Annotated in this window: 20 protein-coding genes; 2 read left to right on the top strand and 18 right to left on the bottom strand. The window is 60.1% G+C overall.

Annotated elements, in window-relative coordinates:
- Positions 1-51: 51 nt before the first annotated feature.
- Entirely contained in the window at positions 52-1,260 is a 1,209-nt protein-coding gene (locus HU759_RS18635) for a DSD1 family PLP-dependent enzyme (RefSeq protein ID WP_170040239.1), read from the top strand.
- 106 nt (positions 1,261-1,366) lie between these two features.
- Here HU759_RS18635 and HU759_RS18630 read toward each other — a convergent pair whose 3' ends face one another.
- Positions 1,367-2,308, bottom strand: coding sequence for a transporter (locus tag HU759_RS18630; protein ID WP_186617699.1), 942 nt, complete (start codon positions 2,306-2,308; stop codon positions 1,367-1,369).
- A 203-nt stretch (positions 2,309-2,511) separates the two neighbouring features.
- On the opposite strand from HU759_RS18630, the gene HU759_RS18625 reads away from it, so the two are divergent.
- Positions 2,512-3,546, top strand: coding sequence for an AraC family transcriptional regulator ligand-binding domain-containing protein (locus HU759_RS18625; RefSeq protein WP_017137526.1), 1,035 nt, complete (start codon positions 2,512-2,514; stop codon positions 3,544-3,546).
- Positions 3,547-3,606: 60 nt separating this feature from the next.
- On the opposite strand, the gene HU759_RS18620 is transcribed toward HU759_RS18625, so the two are convergent.
- The 17 genes from HU759_RS18620 to HU759_RS18540 form a co-directional block, all read right to left on the bottom strand.
- Entirely contained in the window at positions 3,607-3,921 is a 315-nt protein-coding gene (locus tag HU759_RS18620) for an XRE family transcriptional regulator (RefSeq protein WP_017137525.1), read from the bottom strand.
- Positions 3,911-4,261 (bottom strand): toxin, encoded by a 351-nt coding sequence (locus tag HU759_RS18615; protein ID WP_026013737.1) that lies wholly within the window; start codon positions 4,259-4,261, stop codon positions 3,911-3,913. The genes HU759_RS18620 and HU759_RS18615 overlap by 11 nt, the downstream gene beginning before the upstream one ends.
- Positions 4,262-4,501: 240 nt before the next feature.
- Positions 4,502-5,965, bottom strand: coding sequence for an NADH-quinone oxidoreductase subunit NuoN (gene nuoN / locus HU759_RS18610; protein ID WP_170040229.1), 1,464 nt, complete (start codon positions 5,963-5,965; stop codon positions 4,502-4,504).
- A gap of 7 nt (positions 5,966-5,972) precedes the next feature.
- Positions 5,973-7,505, bottom strand: a complete 1,533-nt coding sequence (nuoM, locus tag HU759_RS18605) for an NADH-quinone oxidoreductase subunit M (protein ID WP_017137522.1) — start codon at positions 7,503-7,505, stop codon at positions 5,973-5,975.
- Positions 7,506-7,554: 49 nt separating this feature from the next.
- Positions 7,555-9,408, bottom strand: a complete 1,854-nt coding sequence (gene nuoL / locus HU759_RS18600) for an NADH-quinone oxidoreductase subunit L (RefSeq protein ID WP_138450408.1) — start codon at positions 9,406-9,408, stop codon at positions 7,555-7,557.
- Positions 9,405-9,713 (bottom strand): NADH-quinone oxidoreductase subunit NuoK, encoded by a 309-nt coding sequence (gene nuoK, locus HU759_RS18595; RefSeq protein ID WP_017137520.1) that lies wholly within the window; start codon positions 9,711-9,713, stop codon positions 9,405-9,407. Before nuoK ends, nuoL begins: the two co-directional genes overlap by 4 nt.
- A gap of 2 nt (positions 9,714-9,715) precedes the next feature.
- On the bottom strand, positions 9,716-10,219 hold the full coding sequence (gene nuoJ / locus HU759_RS18590; RefSeq protein WP_170040227.1) for an NADH-quinone oxidoreductase subunit J: 504 nt from the start codon (positions 10,217-10,219) through the stop codon (positions 9,716-9,718).
- 9 nt (positions 10,220-10,228) lie between these two features.
- Positions 10,229-10,777 carry an NADH-quinone oxidoreductase subunit NuoI gene (gene nuoI, locus HU759_RS18585; protein ID WP_003174725.1) on the bottom strand — a complete coding sequence of 183 codons (549 nt, stop codon included), beginning with the start codon at positions 10,775-10,777 and terminating at the stop codon, positions 10,229-10,231.
- A gap of 11 nt (positions 10,778-10,788) precedes the next feature.
- Positions 10,789-11,796, bottom strand: coding sequence for an NADH-quinone oxidoreductase subunit NuoH (gene nuoH / locus HU759_RS18580; RefSeq protein ID WP_017137518.1), 1,008 nt, complete (start codon positions 11,794-11,796; stop codon positions 10,789-10,791).
- The gene (nuoG, locus tag HU759_RS18575) at positions 11,793-14,507 is read right to left on the bottom strand and encodes an NADH-quinone oxidoreductase subunit NuoG (RefSeq protein ID WP_170040224.1); all 2,715 of its coding nucleotides are present in this window, start codon (positions 14,505-14,507) and stop codon (positions 11,793-11,795) included. The genes nuoH and nuoG overlap by 4 nt, the downstream gene beginning before the upstream one ends.
- 134 nt (positions 14,508-14,641) lie before the next feature.
- The gene (nuoF, locus tag HU759_RS18570) at positions 14,642-15,997 is read right to left on the bottom strand and encodes an NADH-quinone oxidoreductase subunit NuoF (RefSeq protein WP_017137516.1); all 1,356 of its coding nucleotides are present in this window, start codon (positions 15,995-15,997) and stop codon (positions 14,642-14,644) included.
- On the bottom strand, positions 15,994-16,491 hold the full coding sequence (gene nuoE / locus HU759_RS18565; protein ID WP_003174721.1) for an NADH-quinone oxidoreductase subunit NuoE: 498 nt from the start codon (positions 16,489-16,491) through the stop codon (positions 15,994-15,996). Before nuoE ends, nuoF begins: the two co-directional genes overlap by 4 nt.
- Before the next feature lie 2 nt (positions 16,492-16,493).
- The gene (nuoC, locus tag HU759_RS18560) at positions 16,494-18,278 is read right to left on the bottom strand and encodes an NADH-quinone oxidoreductase subunit C/D (RefSeq protein ID WP_017137515.1); all 1,785 of its coding nucleotides are present in this window, start codon (positions 18,276-18,278) and stop codon (positions 16,494-16,496) included.
- Between the two features lie 72 nt (positions 18,279-18,350).
- Complete coding sequence (locus HU759_RS18555) at positions 18,351-19,025, bottom strand: NADH-quinone oxidoreductase subunit B (protein WP_012724951.1); 675 nt, start codon at positions 19,023-19,025, stop codon at positions 18,351-18,353.
- A gap of 10 nt (positions 19,026-19,035) precedes the next feature.
- Positions 19,036-19,449, bottom strand: a complete 414-nt coding sequence (locus tag HU759_RS18550; protein ID WP_003219575.1) for an NADH-quinone oxidoreductase subunit A — start codon at positions 19,447-19,449, stop codon at positions 19,036-19,038.
- Between the two features lie 641 nt (positions 19,450-20,090).
- A complete protein-coding gene (gene aceA, locus HU759_RS18545) occupies positions 20,091-21,416 on the bottom strand; it encodes an isocitrate lyase (RefSeq protein ID WP_003219577.1) in 1,326 nt (441 codons plus the stop codon).
- 495 nt (positions 21,417-21,911) lie between these two features.
- Positions 21,912-22,649, bottom strand: a complete 738-nt coding sequence (locus HU759_RS18540) for a secretin N-terminal domain-containing protein (RefSeq protein ID WP_138453639.1) — start codon at positions 22,647-22,649, stop codon at positions 21,912-21,914.
- Positions 22,650-22,724: the final 75 nt, after the last annotated feature.

Raw genomic sequence — 22,724 nt, 5'->3', positions numbered from 1 at the left:
CGACATTTTGTGCTGGGCGCCGCAGTGGCGGCAGTGGCGGGTGGCTGGTGGCTGCGCCCCAGTGATCGCGGCGGCCCGTACAGCGAGTATTTCCGCAGCCTTAATGATGAACTCAAAGCCCATGGACCGATGCGCCCGGTGATGCTGATAGACCTGGACCGCCTTGATCACAATATCGACGTGGTGATGCAGTCGGTGCAGCGTGGTGGCAAGCATTTGCGCCTGGTGGAGAAGTCGCTGCCGTCGCCGGGGTTGCTGGCGTATATCGCCAAGCGCGCGGGCACTGCGCGGCTGATGTCGTTTCATCAACCGTTTCTGAACCACGATGCGCAGGTGTTTCCCGAGGCCGACATCCTCATGGGCAAGCCGTTGCCGGTGCGCTCGGCCGAGCTGTTTTATCAAACCCATAAAGGCCCGTTTGACCCGGCCAGGCAATTGCAGTGGCTACTGGACACGCCAGAGCGGTTGCAGCACTACCTGGCGTTGGCGCAAGGGTTGGGCACGCGGTTGCGGGTGAACATCGAGCTGGATGTGGGGCTGCATCGCGGCGGCATTAGCGATAACGCGGTGCTGGGGCGGATGCTCACGCTGATCAGCGCCAACCCGCAGCACTTGGAGTTTGCCGGATTTATGGGCTACGACCCGTTTGTGGGCATGGGCGTGCCGGGTATTCTCGGTTCGCCCCAAGCGCTGTTTGAGCAGGTGATGCAGCGCTACAACGGCCATGTTGATTTCACCCGTCAGCAGTTTGCCGGGTTATGGCGTGAGGGGCTGACGTTGAACACGGCTGGCAGCCCCAGCTATCGGATTCACGAGCAGGAAACACTCAGTACCGAGGTGTCGGTGGGTACCGCGTTGCTCAAGCCCACGCATTACGATTTGCCGTCGTTGAGCGAGCATGTGCCGGCAGCGTTTATCGCCACGCCAGTGTTGAAAAGCACCGGGTCGGTGGAGATTCCGGCGCTGGATGGCAAGTCGCGGGTGTTTTCGTGGTGGGATCCGAATCAGCGCGAGACGTTCTTTATTTATGGCGGTAACTGGATGGCGCAATTCGAGTCGCCGCAGGGGCTGCAAAGCAATGAGCTGTTTGGGCGCAGTTCCAATCAGGAGATGGTCAACGGCTCGCCAGCGGTGGGATTGAATATTGAGGATCAAGTGTTTTTGCGCCCGACCCAGAGTGAGTTTGTGTTGTTGCAGTTTGGGGATTTGCTGGGGGTGCGGGACGGGAAAATCGTCGAGACCTGGCCTGTTTATGCCTGACGCAAAGCGCTCGAAATGTGGGAGTGTGATTGTGGGGGGCTGGCTTGTGTGGGAGCAGGCAAGCCAGCTCCCACACAAGTCAGTGTTCCTGTTTCAAGTCGGGTTTTTACAGGGCAAAGGGAATGGTGAGCTTGGCCCACAACATATCGCCTTCCGGCCGGTTCTTCACATCAAACTCTTTAGCCCAGCGCACCTCTGCACTGGCGTATTTCAAGAAGGTGAAATACACCGCCGGGCCAATGGCAAACACTTGTCCCTTGACCCCATCATTCACTTCATCACCATAGATGTTTACCACCGTGCGCCCGTACTGCTTATCGTCGGTGATCTGCTTGAGGTAATAGCCGTTGACCCCCAGGCTCAGGTTGTCGGTCACCTTGTAGCTGGCCGAGTAGTCGAAATGGAAAATCTGGCCGGAGCGGTAGTCGGTGTCGTGGTTTTCTTCGTTGAAGCTGTAGGTGGTCTTGATCGACAGTTCGGTGCGTTCATTGGGCATCCAGGTCGCCGAGACCAGCGGCTTGTAGGTGTAGAAGTTGTTGCTGGTGTTGGCCAGGCGCGTGGCGTCGTATTCGCCGGTGGGCAGGGTGAATTCCACGGCGGCGGCCAGGGTCAGGTTTTTGCCCATGTCCCACAGGATGATCGGCGCCAGGGTGGTGTCGCCCATGCTTTCGCGGGTGTCGGACATACCGAACAGCGACACCTGTTGCTTGATATACGGCTGGGCGATGTAGCCGCCCAGGCGCCCGCCGAACACACGCACGGGGCTCAGGTAGTCCAGGCGTGGGATGATCGCGTCGGACTTGATCCGCACTTGCGAGACCTTGCCGCCGAGGGAGCTGATGTCCAGTTTGCGTGCCTGGTAGTGGTTGTAATACAGGTTGAACGCGAACATATGGTCGGGCAGGTTGTTCACGTCCAGCGGCAGGATGTAGAAGCCATCGGTGCCGGGGCCGATGTTGTCGACGCCGCCTTCGGTGGCCAGGGCCGGCAGGCTGAGCAGGCTCAACAACGCCAGTTGCAGGGGGGGAAGTGCACGGGTGGGGTTCATGTCTGGCCTCTTTATTATTGTTAGGGCACCGCTGACGTTAGAAATATGCCTTCAGCGCCCGGCGGGGCAGGGTTTTGGCGGCCAGATAGGGGGACTTTGCCGGACAGGTTTCACTCAGGATGCAGCGGCTCTTGCAAGCGCCTATGATTAACAGGATGTTTCTAAAACAAGAACTGAAGTACTCAGTCGGGAACCCGTGAGCCATGCAAAGGAAAGCCGTTGACCCGCAATTTGAATTGGCGCTGGTGTCGCCCTTCCTGTTGCAGACCCTCGGGCACGTGGTAGCGCAAAAGGGCGCGAATGCCGAAGCGTTGTGCCGAGGCCTGGGGTTTACCCTGGCCGACCTGGATGACCCGGCCCAGCGTATTTCCTATCGCCAGGCTGTGGCGATGATCCAGCGCGCACTCAAGGTGCTTCCCGATCAGGGGCTGGGCCTGTGGGTGGGGCATCAGAACGTGCTGGGCACCCTCGGCCTGCTCGGCCATGTGATCTCCCTGTGCAAAACCCTGCGCGATGCATTTGCCATTGGCGAGCGCCATCAGCACACCTCAGGCGGCATCGCCACCACCCGTACCCATGAGACCTTGGAAGAAGTACACGTCGACGTCGAATGCCTGCTGCCGTTTGCCGAGGTGCAGGTGTTTGCGGCCGAAGAGTTCTTCGCCAGCCTGATGGTGTATGGCCGCGCGCTCGTGGGGGAGACGTTTATGCCCCTGCGCATGGAGTTCGTGCACGCTGCGCCGCCTTACCAGGCTGAGTACCAACGCCTGTTTGGCGCGGATGTGCGCTTTGGCTGCCTGCACAATCGCATGGTGCTGGCCCCGCATTGGCTGGATAAACGCCTGCCTAATCACCACGCCTTGGCGTTGCGCCAGGCCCTGGAGTTGCTGGAGTTGGAGAGCGCGCAGTTACACCAGAAGATGGACCTGATCCAGGCCGTTGAACGCGCTATTTCGCGGGATTTGCAGGGCAGCCAGCTGGAGAAGGTCGCCGGCGACTTGAACATGAGTGGGCGCACCCTGCGCAGGCGCCTGACCGAACACGGGCTGACGTTCGAAGCGTTGCAGGAGCAAGTGCGACGTGCACGTACCATGGGGTTGCTGGGGAATCCGGGGCTGTCGATCGAACGTATTACCGAGGAAGTCGGTTATAGCGATGTGCGCAGTTTTCGGCGGGCCTTCAAGCGCTGGACAGGGGTGAGCCCGAGTGCGTTTCGTGGCGAAGGAGGAGGGGCCTAGTCCTCGGGGTAGCCGATAAGCCTGTATGAAAAAGCCCCGAACCTGTCGGGGCTTTGTCCATCAACCCAAGGCCGCGAGCTGCGCCACGGTTTCCGGAAAGCGCGCCACCAGCCGAATCAAGGTGGTGGCCTGGGCGTTGGGCTTGGCCCGGCCTTGTTCCCAGTTTTCCAGGGTGCGCACGTTGGTACGCAGGTACATGGCGAACACCGAGCGCGAGAGGTTGAGCTGTTGGCGCACGGCCACCACTTCTTCGGCGCTCAGGGGGGCCAGGTTGTTGAGATGGACCTTGTGGGTCCGCAGGGTGACTTTGCCTTGGCGTTCTTCGGCCAGGGCGTCGAAGCCTTCGACCAGTTCGGAAAAGATTTCACGTTTCATGATGTGTTCTCGCTTTGATTTCCCTGTCCAGCATGTGTTTTAAGGCTTTCTTGTGATTGGGGGTAAGGTCATCCTGTTCGTGTTTGCCGTACAGGGTGAATAACCAGAACTGCGTGCCGCCCGACCACCAGTAGTAAATGACCCGCAAGCCTCCGCGTTTGCCTTTGTTGCGTCGCTCATCGACGAAACGGACCTTGCGCAACCCGCCGGTTCCCTCGATGACGTCGCCCGCTTGCGGATTCTTCATCAACTCCTGTTGAAAGCCTTGGAATAGCTCGTCACTCAGATAGTCCCTGCGATGCCGTTCAAAGGCCGGCAACTCGATAAATAGAGCATCCATGTTCTGTACGTAGCCTGCGTATAGTGTGGTGGCCCACGCGCCCGGGGTCAAGTGACCTGGCTGTGGGAACTTTCCTAAAACACAATCACCATACGGCTAGGTTCAGCGGCTAGATGCCAGACAAAGAGGTAGAGGAGGAAGGAAATTTCAGCGCACAGGGGAGGGCAAAAGAATTGAAAGTCCAGAAACGCAAAACGGCGCCCGAAGGCGCCGTTTCGTTTACTGCATCAAGCTAAGCGATCAAACGCCCAGTACCGCGTGCTGCACCAGGGTGAGCAACGGTTGTGGGTACACGCCCAGGAAGAACGCGAGCAGGGCGATGGCCAGCAGCATCACGCCGCCTGCCTTCTGTTCCCAGTGCAACTCGGCATCCACACGGCGCAGGTTTGGCTCGATCAGGTACAGGGTGACCATCACGCGCAGGTAGTAGAACACGCCGATGGCGCTGCCCAGTACCAAGGATGCAACCAACCACCATTCATGGGCTTCAACACCGGTAGCCACGATGTAGAACTTGCCGATAAAGCCTGCGGTCAGCGGGATACCGGCCAGGGACAGCATCATCACGGTAAGCACGGCGGTCAGGTACGGACGGCGCCAGAACAGGCCGCGATATTCGTACAGGGCGTCGGCATCACGACCTTTGAACGGCGAGGACATCAACGTGATCACGCCAAATGCGCCCAGGCTGGTGATCACGTAGGTGACCAGGTACACGCCCATGGCTTCCACGGCCAGGCCTTTGCTCGCCACCAGGGCGATCAGCAAGTAGCCGAAGTGCGCGATGGAGGAATAACCGAGCAGACGCTTGAGGTTGTTCTGGGTCAGGGCCAGCAAGTTACCGAACAGGATCGACGCAATGGCGATCACGGTCAGCACGGTGCTCAGCACGCCGGTGTTGGCCGCAGGCGAGATCTGGAACAGACGCACCATCACAGCAAACACGGCAACCTTGGACGCGGTGGCCAGGAACGCCGCCACTGGCGCCGGGGCGCCTTCGTACACGTCCGGGGTCCACAAGTGGAACGGCACCAGGGACAGCTTGAACGCCAGGCCGATCAGCATCATCGCCAGGCCCAGTTGGGCAATCGGTGCAGGCATGTTGGTGGTCGCCAGGGCGTGACCGATACCGGTGAAGCTCAGGTTGCCGGCCTCTGCGTAGAGCAGCGCCATACCGAACAACAGGAACGCGGAACCGGCCGCCGACAGCACCATGTACTTGATGCCGGCTTCCAGCGAGCGCTTGTTGAAGAAGGCGTAGGCCACCAGGCCGTAAGTCGGGATCGACAGCAGTTCCAGGCCGATGAACAAGCCGGCCAGGTGCTGAGCGCTGACCAGCACGATGCCACCGGCCGCAGCCAGCAGAATCAGCAGGTACAGCTCTTCCTTGTTGCCGGGGTAGCCGGTGCCGCCTTCGCCGAGGTAGGCGTGGGCGAGGGTGACGCAGGCCAGGGTGGCAACGAGGATCAACGCGATGTACAGCAGCGCGAAGTCATCGACCATCATCAGCGGGGTCACGGCCAATGGCGCGACCTTGAGTGCCGGGATGATCGACAGCAGGGCCAGGTTAAGACCGGCACACGACAGCAGGAACGTTTGCGAGTGATTGCGGCGCCAGGCGATTGCCAGCATCACCGCCACAACGGTGAGGCTGGTAATCAGCAGCGGCGCAAGCGCGATAAAGTGTTGGATCGTGAATTCCATAGCGCTCTTACCGGGCCGAAGCGAGTTGAGAGAAGGCGGTGCCGATCCACTGCTGCACGCCATGCATCGTCGCGGCAGAAGTGTCCAGGAACGGTTGCGGGTACACACCGATGTAGATCAGCAGCACCGCAAGGCCGAGCACCATGATCAGTTCGCGAGCATCCATCCCTTGCAGGACGGTGTCGGACTTGGCCGGGCCGAAGTAGGCGCGGTGGATCATGATCAGCGAGTAGACCGAACCAAACACCAGGCCCGAGGTAGCAATGGCGCTGATCCACGGCGTGTGTACGAACGAACCCATCAGGATCAGGAACTCGCCGATGAAGTTACCGGTGCCCGGCAAGCCCAGGGATGCGGCGGCGAAGAACAGGCTGATGGCCGGCAGGTACGCGATGCGCGACCACACGCCACCCATTTCACGCATGTCACGGGTGTGCAGGCGCTCGTACAGCTGACCACTGAGGATAAACAGTGCCGCGGCCGAAACACCGTGGGCCAACATCTGGATCACCGCGCCTTGCAGCGCCAGTTGGCTGCCGGAGTAGATGCCGATCAGTACGAAACCCATGTGGGAAACGGACGAGAAGGCAATCAGACGCTTGATGTCGGTTTGCGCAAAAGCCAGGAACGCACCGTAGAAGATCCCGATCAGACCCAGGGTCATGGCGATCGGCGCGAACTCGGCCGAGGCATTCGGGAACAGTGGCAGGGCGAAACGCAGCAGGCCATAAGCAGCAGTCTTAAGCAGGATACCGGCGAGGTCGACGGAACCTGCGGTCGGTGCCTGGGCGTGAGCGTCAGGCAACCAGGAGTGGAACGGCACCACCGGCAGCTTCACCGCGAAGGCGATGAAGAAGCCCAGCATCAGGATGTACTCGGTGGTCAGCGACATCTTGGTTTTCAACAGGTCGGCGTAGTTGAAGGTAATCACGCCAGTGTTGTTGAAGTTGACCAGTACCAGACCCAGGATCGCCACCAACATGATCAGGCCGGAAGCCTGGGTGAAGATGAAGAACTTGGTCGCCGCGTAGATCCGGGTTTTCTTGCCGTCCGAAGAACTGTGACCCCAGAGCGCGATGAGGAAGTACATCGGCACCAGCATCATTTCCCAGAAGAAGAAGAACATGAACAGGTCCAGCGCCAGGAACACGCCGACAACGCCGCCCAAAATCCACATCAGGTTCAGGTGGAAGAAGCCCACGTGACGCTGAATTTCTTTCCAGGAGCAGAGTACCGAGAGGATACCCAGCAAGCCGGTCAGCAAAATCATCAACAGCGACAGGCCGTCGAGGGCCAGGTGCACGTTGATGCCGAAGCGCTGGATCCACACGTGCTTGAATTCAAGCGCGAAGGTTGGATCGACACCCGGTGCCGGAGCGAATGAATAGTCACCGTGCGCCCACAGCCAGAGGCCGAGCGCGAGTTCCAGGGACATGGTCAGCAACGCAATCCAGCGGGGCAGGGTGGCGCCGAAGCGTTCACCCATCCAGCAGAGCAGGCCGCCGATAAAGGGGATCAGGATTAGCCAGGGCAGAATCATGACGGGCTCGTTTCCTTTTGCAAGTTCGCAAAGTACGCAATGTTCATAGTCATACCGCCACCACCACGATGGCACCGATCACCAGCACCGCACCGGCAGCCATGGACGCGGCATACCAACGCAATTGGCCCGTCTCGCTGCGGCTCAGGGCGGTGTGACCGGCCTTGGCGGCGCGCGGGATCAAACCGATGGTCTGGTCGAGCGGGTCTTTGCGCAGAAGGTGGCTGATAGCAAGGTATGGCTTGACGAACAGTTTGTCGTAGATCCAGTCGAAGCCCCACGCAGCGAACCACCAGGCTGACAGGAAGCGACCAATGCCACTGTTGGCCACAGCCGTCACGAAGCGACGCTTGCCGAGGAACAGCAGCGCGGCCAGCAGGATACCGGCGATGGCGATGGCGCCCGAGGCGATTTCCAGGCTGTGCTTGGCGGCGCCACCGGCATGCCCGGCGCTTTCCGGCAGTACACCGGCCAGAGGCGGGGTGATCATGGCGCCGATGAAGGTCGACAGGATGATCAGCACCGACAGTGGCAACCAGTGGGAGATGCCGTGGCCTGCGTGCGCTTCGGTCTTGGCTTCACCGTGGAAGGTGATGAAGATCAGGCGGAAGGTGTACAGCGAGGTCATGAACGCACCGACCAGGCCTGCATACAGCAGGTTCTGGTTACCGCTGGCGAACGCTTCCCAGAGGATTTCGTCCTTGGAGTAGAAACCTGCGGTCACCAACGGCAGGGCGGCCAGGGCGGCACCCCCGACGATGAAGCTGGCGTAGGCCAATGGCAGTTTCTTCCACAGGCCGCCCATCTTGAAGATGTTCTGCTCGTGGTGGCAGGCAACGATCACTGCACCGGAGGCAAGGAACAGCAGGGCCTTGAAGAAGGCGTGGGTCATCAGGTGGAAAATCGCCGCGTCCCAGGCGCCAACGCCCAGGGCCAGGAACATGTAGCCAATCTGGCTCATGGTCGAGTAGGCGAGGATACGCTTGATGTCGGTCTGTACCAGCGCGGCAAAACCCGCCAGAACCAAGGTCACACCACCGACCAGTCCTACAAGATGCAAGATTTCCGGCGCCAGGGTGAACAGGCCGTGGGTACGCGCGATCAGGTAGACACCCGCAGTCACCATGGTTGCCGCGTGGATCAGCGCCGACACCGGCGTAGGACCGGCCATCGCGTCCGCCAGCCAGGTTTGCAGCGGCAGTTGTGCGGATTTACCCACAGCGCCGCCCAGCAGCATCAGGGTCGCCAGGGTGATCCAGAAGTCACCAACCTGGAATTTCTGCGGTGCCAGCACCAGCAGTTCCTGGATGTTCAGCGTGCCCACTTGTTGGAACAGGATGAACAGGCCGATGGCCATGAACACGTCGCCGATGCGGGTGACGATAAAGGCCTTGAGTGCCGCGTTACCGTTGTTGCGGTTGCTGTAGTAGAAACCGATCAACAGGTACGAGCACAGGCCCACGCCTTCCCAGCCGAAGTACAGGAACAACAGGTTATCGCCGAGTACCAGGAACAGCATGCTGGCGATAAACAGGTTGGTGTACGAGAAGAAGCGCGAGTAGCCGGCCTCACCACGCATGTACCAGGACGCGAACAGGTGGATCAGGAAGCCTACACCCACCACCACGCCGAGCATGGTGATCGACAGGCCGTCGACGTAGAGGGCGAAGTTGGGCTTGAAGCCGTCCACCGACATCCATTGCCACAGCACCAGGGTGTAGTGGCCGCCTTCCGGCGGCGCCACGTTGAATTGCCAGATGACGTAGGCGGCGACGATCGCCGACAAGCCAATGGAACCCACGCCGATCAAGGCAGAAAGGTTTTCCGACCAGCGTCCACGGGAGAACGACAGCAGCAGGAAACCGATCAGGGGAAATACGAAAGTCAGAAAGATCATGTTCATCCGCGCATCTCACTGGCAGCGTCGATATCAAGCGTGTGGAAGCGACGATACAGTTGCAGCAGGATCGCCAGGCCAATACTGGCCTCGGCGGCTGCCAGGCTGATCACCAGGATGAACATGACTTGCCCATCCGGCTGCGCCCATCGGCTACCTGCAACAACGAACGCCAGTGCGGCGGCGTTCATCATGATTTCCAGGCTCATCAACACGAACAGAATGTTACGGCGAACCATCAGGCCGACCAGGCCAAGGCAGAACAGGATGCCGGCGACCGCCAGACCATGCTCCAAAGGGATAGCAGGCATCGTCATTGCTCCTTGGCTTCGTTGCGGCCCAAGTGGAAGGCGGTGATGGCTGCCGCGAGCAGCAGCATCGAAGCCAGTTCGACCACCAGCAGGTACGGGCCGAACAGGCTGACGCCCACGGCTTTCGCGTCTACGGTGGTGTGGCCGATGGCCTGGCCGCTCTGGTGAGCGAACAGCACATACAGCAGTTCACCCAGCAGCAGGGCTGTCAGGATGACCGGGCCGAGCCAGATGCCGGGCTTGAGCCAGACGCGTTCCTGGGCGACCGAGGCCGGCCCCAGGTTGAGCATCATCACCACAAACACGAACAGCACCATGATGGCGCCGGCGTAGGCGATCACTTCCAGCACACCGGCGAACGGTGCGCCGAGGCTGAAAAAAGTCATGGCCACGGCGATCAACGAAATGATCAGGTAGAGCAGGGCGTGCACAGGATTGGTGTTGGTGATCACGCGAAGCGTGGACACCACTGCAATACCGGACGCGAAATAGAAAGCGAATTCCATCTTTCTTCCTTAAGGCAGCAAGCTCTTCACGTTGATCGGCTCGGCTTCGTTTTGTGCGGCGCCCTTCGGCTTACCGGCAACGGCCATACCTGCAACACGATAGAAGTTGTAATCAGGGTTTTTACCGGGACCAGAGATCAGCAGATCTTCTTTCTCGTACACCAGGTCCTGACGTTTGAACTCGGCCATCTCGAAATCCGGTGTCAGCTGGATGGCGGTGGTCGGGCAAGCTTCCTCGCAGAGGCCACAGAAAATGCAGCGCGAGAAGTTGATGCGGAAGAAGTCCGGGTACCAGCGACCGTCTTCGGTTTCAGCTTTCTGCAGGGAGATGCAACCCACCGGGCACGCCACGGCGCACAGGTTGCAGGCTACGCAACGCTCTTCGCCATCGGGGTCGCGGGTCAGTACGATGCGGCCGCGATAGCGCGGCGGCAGGTACACCGCTTCTTCCGGGTATTGCAGGGTGTCGCGTTTGCGAAAGCCGTGACCGAACACCATCACCAGGCTTCGCAACTGGGTACCGGTACCCTTAACGATGTCGCCAATATATTTGAACATGGGTCAAATCCTCACTGAACCGCGCCGGCTGGCGTGTTCAACAACACAACGGCAGCCGTCACCAGCAAATTGATCAGGGTCAGCGGCAGGCAGAAGCGCCAGCTGAAATCCATCACCTGGTCGTATCGTGGACGCGGAATGGAAGCGCGCAGCAGGATAAACAACATGATGAAGAACGCGGTCTTCAGGAAGAACCAGAAGAACGCCAACTGCGGCAGGATGCCGAACGGACCGTGCCAGCCGCCGAAGAACAGCGTGACCAACAGGGCCGAGATCAAGATGATGCCGATGTATTCGCCAACGAAGAACATGCCCCATTTCATGCCGGCGTATTCAATGTGGTAACCGTCAGCCAGTTCCTGTTCCGCTTCCGGCTGGTCGAACGGGTGACGGTGAGTCACGGCGACGCCAGCGATGAAGAAGGTGCAGAAGCCAAAGAACTGCGGAATGATGAACCACAGGTTCTGCGCCTGGTACTCGACGATGTCGCGCATGTTGAACGAGCCGACCTGCACCACGATGCCCATCAGCGCCAGGCCCATGAACACTTCGTAGGACACGGTCTGGGCCGAAGCCCGCAAGCTGCCCAACAGGGCGAACTTGTTGTTGCTCGACCAACCGGCGAACAGCACCGCATAGACCGACAAACCGGCCATGGCGAAGAAGAACAGCAAACCGATGTTCAGGTCCGCCACGCCCCAGGTCGGGGTGATCGGGATGATCGCGAAGGCGATCAGCAAGGCGCTCATGGCCACGACCGGTGCCAGGGTGAAGATCACCTTGTCGGCAAACGGCGGGGTCCAGTCTTCCTTGAAGAACATTTTCAGCATGTCGGCGGCGATCTGGAACATACCGAACGGGCCAACGCGGTTCGGACCGTAACGGTCCTGCCACCAGCCCAGCAGGCGACGTTCGACGAAGCTGAGCAGGGCGCCAGCAACGACCACGGCCAACAGGATCACGATGGCCTTTACGACCGAGATGATCACGTCGATCACTTCAGGGGTGAACCAGGTCATTGCGCTGCCTCCTGCAGACCGTCAACGGTTTTGCCAAAGATCGCAGGTGGAATACCCGCAAGGCCTTTCGGCAGTGCAACCAGGCCAGCACCCAACTCATCATTGATACGCAGCGGCAGACGCAGGGTCTGGCCAGCCACGTTCAGGCTGAGCAGGGCACCGTCGTTGACGCCCAGGCGATCGGCTTCGGACTTGGCCACGGACACGTAGGCTTCAGGAATGCGACTTTGCACCGGCGCAGCTTTGGAAGAGGTCTCTTCGCTGCCGAACAGGTGGAAGAACGGCACAACCTGCCAGGTGCCCTGGGCCGGGTTGAATGGACGCGGCACGGCGGCGAACCAGTTCAGCGAGTCACCGGTGCTTTCGATCAGGCGGGTGCCTGGGTCGCCAGCGCGGATGTGACCACCGACTTCGTCCTGGAACTTGTTCCAGGCTTGCGGCGAGTTCCAGCCCGGCGACCAGGCAAATGGCACCTGCTGACGTGGCTCGACCGAGCCCGAGTAACCTTCCATGGAGAAGGCAAACGCGGTATCCGGGTCTTGCGGGGTACGCGGCTCGTGCACGCTGATGTCGGCGCGCATGGCCGTACGGCCGGAGTAACGCAGCGGTTCACGGGCGAGTTTCATGCCCTTGATGCGGAACGAGGCGGACGGAGCAGCGTCGACGATACGGGCCAGCTGCGGGGCGCTTGCGGCGGCAGCAGCGGTCACGTGGTCGAGCTGGGTCCAGTCGATCGGCTGGTTCAGCAAGGTCGCACGCAGGGCATGCAACCAGCGCCAGCCTTCGTGAACCAGGATGCTGGCGTCCATGTACTTCGGATCGAACACCTGGAAGAAGCGCTGGGCGCGGCCTTCCTGGCTGACCAGGGTACCGTCGCCTTCGGCGAAGGTGGCAGCTGGCAGTACCAGGTCGGCACGCTCGCTGGTGGCGGTCTTCTGGTGGTCGGCCACGATCAGTACTTTGGCGGCGTCCAGTGCAGCGTCAACCTTCGCGGCATCGGTGCGGGTGTACAGGTCGTTTTCCAGTACCACGATGGCGTCGGCATTGCCGTCGATCACCGCTTGCAGGGCGGCGTCCAGGGACTCGCCACCGAGCATGGCCAGGCCGAGGCTGTTGGCTTCCGGCACGACCAGGCTGATGGAACCGTTCTTGTCGCGCAGCTTCAAGGCCTTCGCGATATTCGCAGCAGCCTCAATCAGTGCCTTGGAACCCAACGAGGTGCCGGCAATGATCAATGGGCGCTTGGCCGCGAGCAGGGCGTCGGCGATGCGCTGGGCCAGTTCAGCGGCTTCAGCGTCCAGGCCTTCGACGGCAGGCGCGCTGGCGTCGAGGGCGTGGGCTACGGCGAAACCGATGCGGGCCAGGTCGTCCGGCGCTGCGTGAACGCATTCTTCGGCGATGTCGTCGAGCTTGGTTTCAGCCAGGCTTGCGATAAACAGCGGGTTCAGCGCGTGCTGGCCGATGTTTTTCACCGCGGCGTCGAGCCAAGGCTGTACGCGCATGGCGTCGGCCATGTCTTCGGCCTTGCCTTTGACCGACTGACGCAGCGACAGCGCAATACGCGCGGCAGTCTGGGTCAGGTCTTCGCCGAGGACGAAGATCGCATCGTGGTCTTCGATGTCGCGCATGTTCGGGACTGGCAGCGGGCTGTCGTTCAGCACTTGCAGGACCAGGCGGATGCGCTCCAACTCACCGGCTTCGATACCGGAGTAGAAGTGCTCGGCACCCACCAGCTCGCGCAACGCGTAGTTGCTTTCGAGGCTGGCACGCGGGGAACCGATACCGACGATGTTGCGGCCGCGCAGCAGGTCGGCGGCTTTATCCAGCGCGTCGTCCAGGCTCAGCTTGGCGCCACCGGCCAACAGCGGCTGGCGTGGGCGGTCTTCGCGGTTGACGTAGCCATAGCCGAAACGGCCACGGTCGCACAGGAAGTACTGGTTGACCGAACCGTTAAAGCGGTTTTCGATGCGACGCAGTTCGCCGTAGCGCTCGCCCGGGGAGATGTTGCAACCGCTGGAGCAGCCATGGCAGATGCTCGGCGAGAACTGCATGTCCCACTTACGGTTGTAGCGCTCGGAGTGAGTCTTGTCGGTGAACACACCGGTCGGGCAGACCTCGGTGAGGTTGCCGGAGAACTCGCTTTCGAGCACGCCGTCTTCAACGCGACCGAAGTACACGTTGTCGTGGGCGCCGAAGACGCCCAGGTCGGTGCCGCCGGCGTAGTCTTTATAGAAACGCACGCAACGGTAGCAGGCAATGCAGCGGTTCATTTCGTGGGAAATGAACGGGCCGAGGTCCTGGTTCTGGTGGGTGCGCTTGGTGAAGCGATAACGGCGCTCGTTGTGGCCGGTCATCACCGTCATGTCTTGCAGGTGGCAGTGACCGCCTTCCTCACAGACCGGGCAGTCATGCGGGTGGTTGGTCATCAGCCATTCGACGACACTGGCGCGGAACGCCTTGGATTCTTCATCTTCGATGGAGATCCAGGTGTTGTCGGTGGCTGGGGTCATGCAGGACATGACGATACGACCACGGGTGTCGTTCTCGTCGGTGTACTGCTTGACCGCGCACTGGCGACAGGCACCAACGCTACCAAGCGCGGGGTGCCAGCAGAAATACGGGATGTCGAGGCCTAGTGAGAGACATGCCTGTAACAGGTTGTCTGCCCCATCGACTTCGAGCGCTTTGCCGTCTACGTGGATAGTGGCCATGGTTCAAAGTTCTTCGTTGGCCCGTTGTCAGCGGGCGTGGCTAATGGAATCTTGTTATTCATGGGCATCAACACAGCCTTTACGGCGTCAGCCCATGAGAAGGCGAAGGGCACGGACCCTTCGCCTTTAAAGCGTTACGCGCCGACTACGATCGGCCTTGCCAGAGGCGGGACGGCGGCGCTGACAGGCGCGATGCCGGCTTCGAACTCCGAGCGGAAGTATTTGATTGCGCTGCCCAATGGCTCCACGGCGCCCGGTGCGTGAGCACAGAAGGTCTTGCCTGGGCCGAGGAAACCGACCAGACCCAGCAGGGTCTCGATGTCGCCTGGCTGGCCCTCACCGTTCTCGATCGCCATCAAGAGCTTGACGCTCCATGGCAAGCCGTCACGGCACGGGGTGCAGAAGCCGCACGATTCACGGGCAAAGAACTGCTCCATGTTGCGCAGCAACGAAACCATGTTCACGGTGTTGTCCACCGCCATCGCCAGGCCAGTGCCCATACGGGTGCCGACCTTGCCGATGCCGCCGGCATACATTTGTGCGTCTAGGTGCTCGGGGAGCAGGAAGCCGGTACCGGCGCCGCCTGGCTGCCAGGCTTTCAAGGTGTAGCCGTCGCGCATGCCGCCGGCGTAGTCCTCGAACAGCTCGCGTGCGGTGACGCCGAACGGCAGCTCCCACAGGCCAGGGTTCTTGACCTTGCCGGAGAAGCCCATGAGCTTGGTGCCCATGTCTTCGCTGCCTTCGCGGGCCAACGATTTGTACCAGTCGACGCCGTCGGCGATGATCGCCGGCACGTTGCACAGGGTTTCAACGTTGTTCACGCAGGTAGGCTTGCCCCACACGCCCACGGCGGCAGGGAAGGGCGGCTTGGAGCGCGGGTTGGCGCGACGACCTTCGAGGGAGTTGATCAGTGCGGTTTCTTCACCGCAGATGTAACGCCCGGCGCCGGTGTGCACGAACAGCTCGAAGTCAAAACCCGAGCCGAGGATGTTCTTGCCCAGCAGGCCTGCAGCCTTGGCTTCTTCCACGGCACGGTTGAGGTGCTTGGCGGCGGTGGTGTATTCGCCACGCAGGAAGATATAGCCCCGGTAGGTTTTCAGTGCACGGGCACTGATCAGCATGCCTTCGATCAGCAGATGGGGCAGTTGCTCCATCAGCATGCGGTCTTTCCAGGTGTTCGGCTCCATTTCATCCGCGTTGCACAGCAGGTAGCGAATGTTGATGGATTCGTCTTTGGGCATCAGGCCCCACTTAACGCCAGTGGGGAAGCCAGCACCGCCGCGGCCTTTAAGGCCGGCGTCTTTCACGGTCTGGACGATATCGTCCTGGGCCATGTCGGCGAAGGCTTTGCGCGCCGCCGCGTAACCGTTCTTGGCCTGGTACTCGTCGAGCCATACCGGCTCGCCGTCGTCACGCAGGCGCCAGGTCAGCGGGTGGGTTTCAGGCGAACGCTTGATCAGGTTGGCCGGGCCGAAAGATGTAAGGGTCATGGGTAGCCCTCGAGCAATTGGGTCACGCCAGCAGGCTGCACGTCACCGAATGTGTCGTCGTCGATCATCAACGCCGGCGCCTTGTCGCAGTTGCCCAGGCAGCACACCGGCAGCAGCGTGAAGCGGCCGTCCGGAGTGGTTTGGCCGAGGCCAATGCCCAGCTTGTTCTGGATTTCGCTGACCACTGATTCATGGCCACCGATGTAGCAGACCATGCTGTCGCACACGCGAATGATGTGGCGGCCGACCGGCTGGCGGAAGATCTGGCTGTAGAACGTGGCCACACCTTCAACGTCGCTGGCAGGGATGCCGAGGATCTCGCCGATGGCGTAGAGGGCGCCGTCCGGCACCCAGCCACGTTCCTTCTGGACGATCTTCAAGGCTTCGATAGACGCCGCGCGCGGGTCTTCGTAGTGATGCAGCTCGTGCTCGATGGCCGAGCGCTCGGTTTCACTCAAGGTGAAACGGTCTGTCTGGATAAGCGTGCTGTTCATGCTTAGCGGTCCACGTCGGCCATAACGAAATCGATACTACCCAGGTACGCAATCAAGTCCGCGACCATCTCGCCTTTGATCACCGAAGGGATCTGCTGCAAGTGGGCAAAGCTTGGGGTACGAATCCGGGTGCGGTAGCTCATGGTGCCGCCATCGCTCGTCAGGTAATAACTGTTGATACCCTTGGTCGCTTCGATCATCTGGAAGGATTCGTTGGCCGGCATCACCGGGCCCCACGAAACTTGCAGGAAGTGCGTGATTAGGGTTTCGATGTGCTGCAGCGTGCGCTCTTTCGGCGGCGGCGTGGTCAGCGGGTGATCCGCCTTGTACGGGCCAGCCGGCATGTTGCGCATGCACTGCTCGATGATCTTCAGGCTCTGGCGCATTTCTTCAACGCGCACGATGCACCGGTCGTAGGCATCGCCATTGGCGGCCAGCGGCACTTCGAACTCGAAGTTCTCGTAGCCCGAGTACGGCCGTGCTTTACGCAGGTCGAAGTCGCAGCCGGTCGAACGCAGGCCGGCACCGGTGACGCCCCATTCCAGGGCTTCCTTGGTGTTGTACTGCGCGACGCCGATGGTACGACCCTTGAGGATGCTGTTGTCCAGCGCAGCCTTTTGGTACTCGTCCAGACGCTTGGGCATCCAGTCGATGAACTCCTTGACCAGGCGCTCCCAGCCGTTCGGCAGGTCGTGCGCCACACCGCCAATGCGGTACCAGGCCGGGTGCAGGCGGAAACCGGTGATGGCTTCGATAACCTTGTAGGCGCGCTGACGGTCGGTGAAGGTGAAGAACACCGGGGTCATGGCGCCAACGTCCTGGATATAGGTACCCAGGAACAGCAGGTGGCTGGTGATGCGGAAGAACTCGGCCATCATGATGCGGATGGTGTCGACGCGGTCCGGCACCTTGATACCGGCCAGCTTCTCGACCGACAGCACGTACGGCAGGTTGTTCATCACGCCGCCGAGGTAGTCGATACGGTCGGTGTACGGGATGAAGCTGTGCCAGGACTGGCGCTCGGCCATCTTCTCGGCACCACGGTGGTGGTAACCGATGTCCGGCACACAGTCGACGATTTCTTCGCCGTCCAGTTGCAGGATGATACGGAAGGCACCGTGAGCCGAAGGGTGGTTCGGGCCCAGGTTGAGGAACATGTAGTCCTCGTTGGTGCCGGAGCGTTTCATGCCCCAGTCTTCCGGACGGAAGCGTGCAGCTTCTTCTTCAAGCTGCTGCTTGGCGAGGTTGAGGCTGAACGGGTCGAATTCGGTTGCGCGGGCAGGAAAGTCCTTGCGCAGCGGGTGACCTTCCCAGGTCGGCGGCATCATGATGCGCGTCAGGTGCGGGTGGCCCGGGAAGTCGATACCGAACATGTCCCAAACTTCGCGCTCGTACCAGCTGGCATTCGGCCAGATACCGGTGACGGTCGGGATGCTCAAGTCGCTTTCGGACAGCGCGACCTTGATCATCACGTCGCTGTTACGTTCCAGCGACATCAAGTGGTAGAACACGGTGAAATCGGCACCGCTCGGCAAACCTTGACGCTTGGTGCGCAGACGCTCGTCCACGCCATGCAGGTCATAAAGCATGACGTACGGCTTGGGCAGGTTGCGCAGGAAGCTCAGGACTTCGACGAGCTTGGCGCGCGCCACCCACAGCACCGGCATACCGGTGCGTGTGGCCTGGGCGGTGAAGGCGTCAGGGCCAAAACGGTTATTGAGTTCGACAACCACATCCTGGTCGTCTGCCTTGTAAGGCGGGATGTACAGAGCACTGCCTGTAGTCATGGTTTTTTATCGCTTTCGGTCAACGTAAAGAATGAAGCCAGGTTTTCGTTCTATAAAAGAAGCGGGGCTGGATCAGACTTCGTCGGGGCTGCGCAGGTTGGTGACTGCGATTCGCTGTTCGCGGCGCTGTTCCTTTTGTGACGGCATCTCGGCGCGATAAACGCCTTGATCACCGACCACCCAGGAAAGCGGACGACGCTCCTTGCCAATCGACTCCTGCAACAGCATCAAGCCTTGCAGAAAAGCTTCAGGGCGGGGCGGGCAGCCAGGCACGTAGACGTCCACGGGCAGGAACTTGTCCACCCCTTGAACGACGGAGTAGATGTCGTACATGCCACCGGAGTTGGCGCACGAACCCATGGAGATAACCCACTTCGGTTCGAGCATTTGCTCGTAGAGACGCTGAATGATCGGCGCCATTTTGATAAAGCAGGTGCCGGCGATAACCATGAAATCCGCCTGGCGCGGTGATGCCCGGATAACTTCGGCGCCAAAGCGCGCGATGTCGTGGGGCGCCGTGAAGGCGGTGGTCATTTCCACGTAGCAGCACGAAAGGCCGAAGTTGTACGGCCACAGGGAGTTTTTACGCCCCCAGTTGACCGCGCCACTCAGCACGTCTTCGAGTTTGCCCATGTAGATGTTTTTGTGGACTTGATCTTCTAACGGATCGGAGACGGTTTCCCGTTCGCCGATAGGGTACTGATCGTTAGGAGCATCCGGGTCGATCCTGGTGAGATTGTATTGCATCGCCAAAGCCTCATTGTTTCAGCTTCGCTTGCCGCTTACGACGAGCTTCCGGAGCCCAGTCAAGGGCGCCCACTCGGAATAGGTAGACAAGGCCTGCCAACAGAATTGCTATGAAAACGAGGGCTTCGACGAATCCGGTCCAGCCGCTTTCGCGGACGGACACAGACCAGGCAAAGAGAAAGAGGGCTTCGATATCGAAGATCACGAACAGCATCGCGACCAGATAGAATTTGGCTGAGAGCCGCAAGCGGGCGCCACCTGTAGGCAGCATGCCGGACTCGAACGGTTCATTTTTGCTGCGGCCCCAGGCTTTTGACCCGAGGAGGCTGGAGACGCCGAGCATGAAGGCACAAAGGCCGACAACACCGAGGAGGAAAATGGCAAAGCCCCAGTTGTGGGCCATGAGTCCTGTCGCTTCGGTCATGCTGGAAATCCTTAACAGAGAGCAAAGGTCTCTGAGCTCGAAAAAGTAACGATGCAGTGACGATATGTCGCACTGCAATCAATCGCGGTGATTTTATGGCTAAACACCGGGCAAGTAAAATTCCTATAGCGAAATTATTCGATGGAATAAGCACATAGTGCACCTTCTTGGGGCTGTAGCCCTTGTGGGGCGGGGATTAGCGGGCATTTAATCAAATGTGTTTTGTTTAAGCGGTAAAGAAGTTTTCATCGGCTAAATGATAATGAATATTGTTTGCGCAGGATTTAAGCGAATGTTTCTCGTGTGGCGCGGGAAGTTGTTGTTACTTGCGTGATTGCTGCTAGTTGCTGGAGGGGATCTTTTAACCGATTTGATTCAGGCAAATAGCGCCCTAGGTCAATGTTTTGCGCAAAACCTTCAGGGTCGACACGGTCGATGTGGGAGCCGGCTTGCCTGCGATGGCGGTGGGTCAGTTGAAAATCTGTCACTGACCCACCGCCATCGCAGGCAAGCCAGCTCCCACAGGTGAGGTGTGGTGTTATCAAACAGGCAAAAAAACGCCCCGAACCAGTCGGGGCGTCAGATCAAGCGGCAGTGCGGTTAGGTCTTCCGTGGGGCCGCACTGGCCGTTTACTCGCGACTTAGTGGAACTGCTCTTCTTCGGTCGAGCCGGTCAGCGCGGTCACGGACGAGGTGCCGCCCTGGATCACGGTGGTCATGTCGTCGAAGTAGCCGGTGCCCACTTCCTGCTGGTGCGCCACAAAGGTGTAACCCTTGGCGGCGTCAGCGAACTCTTGCTCCTGCAGTTTCACGTAGGCGGTCATGTCGTTACGGGCATAGTCGTGCGCCAGGTTGAACATGCTGTGCCACATGTTGTGAATGCCAGCCAGGGTGATGAACTGGTGCTTGTAGCCCATGGCCGACAGTTCGCGCTGGAACTTGGCGATGGTCGCGTCGTCCAGGTTCTTCTTCCAGTTGAAAGAAGGCGAGCAGTTGTAGGACAGCAGTTGGTCCGGGTATTCCTTCTTGATCGCTTCGGCGAAACGACGCGCTTCGTCCAGGTCCGGCTTGGCGGTTTCGCACCAGATCAGGTCGGCGTAAGGCGCGTAGGCCAGGCCACGGGCGATCGCCTGGTCGAGACCGGCGCGCACTTTATAGAAGCCTTCCTGGGTGCGTTCGCCCGTTACGAACGGCTGGTCGTACGGGTCGCAGTCGGAGGTCAGCAAGTCTGCCGCGTTGGCGTCGGTACGCGCCAGGATGATGGTCGGCGTGCCGGCAACGTCAGCGGCCAAGCGTGCTGCGGTCAGCTTTTGTACGGCTTCCTGGGTTGGAACCAGTACCTTGCCGCCCATGTGGCCGCATTTTTTCACCGACGCCAGTTGGTCTTCGAAGTGCACGCCGGCAGCGCCTGCCTCGATCATGCTCTTCATCAGTTCGTAGGCGTTGAGTACGCCGCCGAAACCCGCTTCGGCGTCAGCCACGATGGGTGCGAAGTAGTCGATGTAGCCTTCGTCGCCCGGACCTTTACCGGCTTTCCACTGGATCTGGTCGGCGCGGCGGAACGAGTTGTTGATGCGCTTGACCACGGTCGGCACGGAGTCCACCGGGTACAGCGATTGGTCGGGGTACATGGATTCAGCGGAGTTGTTGTCCGCTGCCACTTGCCAGCCGGACAGGTAGATCGCCTGGATACCGGCTTTTACCTGTTGAACTGCCTGGCCGCCAGTGAGGGCGCCCATGCAGTTGACGAAATCTTTTTCGGGGCGGAAGGACGGCTTGGCACCCTGGGTGACCAGCTTCCACAGCTTCTCGGCGCCGAGTTTTGCAAAGGTGTGCTCAGGTTGAACCGAGCCACGCAGGCGGACGACGTCAGCAGCGGAATAAGCGCGGGTTACGCCTTTCCAGCGTGGGTTTTCAGCCCAATCTTTTTCAAGGGCTGCAATTTGCTGTTCGCGTGTCAGTGCCATGGGGAAAAACCTCGTCGCGTCTTGTTTGGAAAAACATCCGTTTTGCCAGCCGTGCATTCAATGCGTGGGCAGGGCTGCTCGCTGACCAGAAGCTTAGGCGGTCAAGTCGGGTTTGGCGGGGAAGGCGACGGGATAAACGCAGTGCGAGAGGGCGAGTTGAGCAGGTAAGGGCAAACTGCGAACAGTCTTCGGGCATCGTGGGCCTTGGTACGATCCATCAGTGTGTAGCCGGGTTACCTGGTTAGCTTCCGTCCCTCGGGACAACTTCGTTCCAGTCGCAACCAACGTCAAACACACCTTGTGGGCGGTACAGACACGAATCGGCTCAGGTGGGTAGCTTAGAGCGGCGATCCGAAGGCCCTTGCCAGGGCCTCTGATTAGCGGGAGCGAGGCCATCATGCACAGGCTTTTTTGGCTCGTCAAATGTTTTGTAGTGCTATTTTTCAGGCACTACATCTTTAGTCTAATGCGACTCGCCAGTCAGTTTTTGGTGCTTTAGTTCAGGGTGTCGACCTTGACCCGCAAAGTCAGGTCATCACGGCCCTGGGTAGAGTAGCTGCGGGTTGTAGAGGATTTATCGGCCTGGGTCTCGCGATTGATACCCGCCAGCGGGATCCATTCGCCCAGGCGGCCACTGACCGTTGTGTCGGTACTTTGAATATTCACTACATCGGGACGTTCCTGGCTCATGCGGTCACGGTTGGTACTGATAGCCAGGTGTACGGTCTCGCCAGTGACACTGGCAGTCACGTAAAAGCCCTGGGTGACGTTGCGGTACTGGGTCTGGTTCTGCGGGCGGCCGTAGGCGTCAGGCTGCGTGGTGGTCAGTGGCACGCTCTGGCCGACCTGAATCAGTGCGGGCACGCCTTCACTGGCCTGGATCTGCTGGATGCCGCCGTCGCGGCTGGCAGTGCCGTAGCTGATGATGCGGGTTTGGCTGTCACCGCTGTTCTGCTGGTTGTTTTCGTTGCTGTCGACGGTGATCAACAGGCGCTTGGCGGGTGTGTCCAGTTGCGTGAGCAGGGCGCGCAGGTCCTGGATCTTGCCGGGGTCCGCTTTAACAATAAGCTGGTTGCCATAGGCGCTGACGGTGCCGTCCTTGCCGATAAAGTTCTGCGCGACGGGCAGCAGGTCGGCGCTGGTGCGGTTGCTCAGGTTGACGACTTCGGTGTCGGCCATGGCGCAGGCGCTGGCAGTGAGGAGCAGGGCGGTGAGCAGGGTGCGTAGGGACATGTCCGTTATCTCTGCGAGTCAATTAGGCTTGATAGTGCCAGTTTGTCGGCCTGGCGGGTCGCAAGTTGAATCGTA

Source organism: Pseudomonas sp. OE 28.3 (assembly GCF_014268205.2).
In the GTDB taxonomy this organism is placed as follows: Bacteria; Pseudomonadota; Gammaproteobacteria; order Pseudomonadales; family Pseudomonadaceae; genus Aquipseudomonas; species Aquipseudomonas edaphica.
The sequence above is the reverse complement of the archived record's forward strand: the minus strand, read 5'-3'. Positions and strand labels throughout refer to the sequence as shown.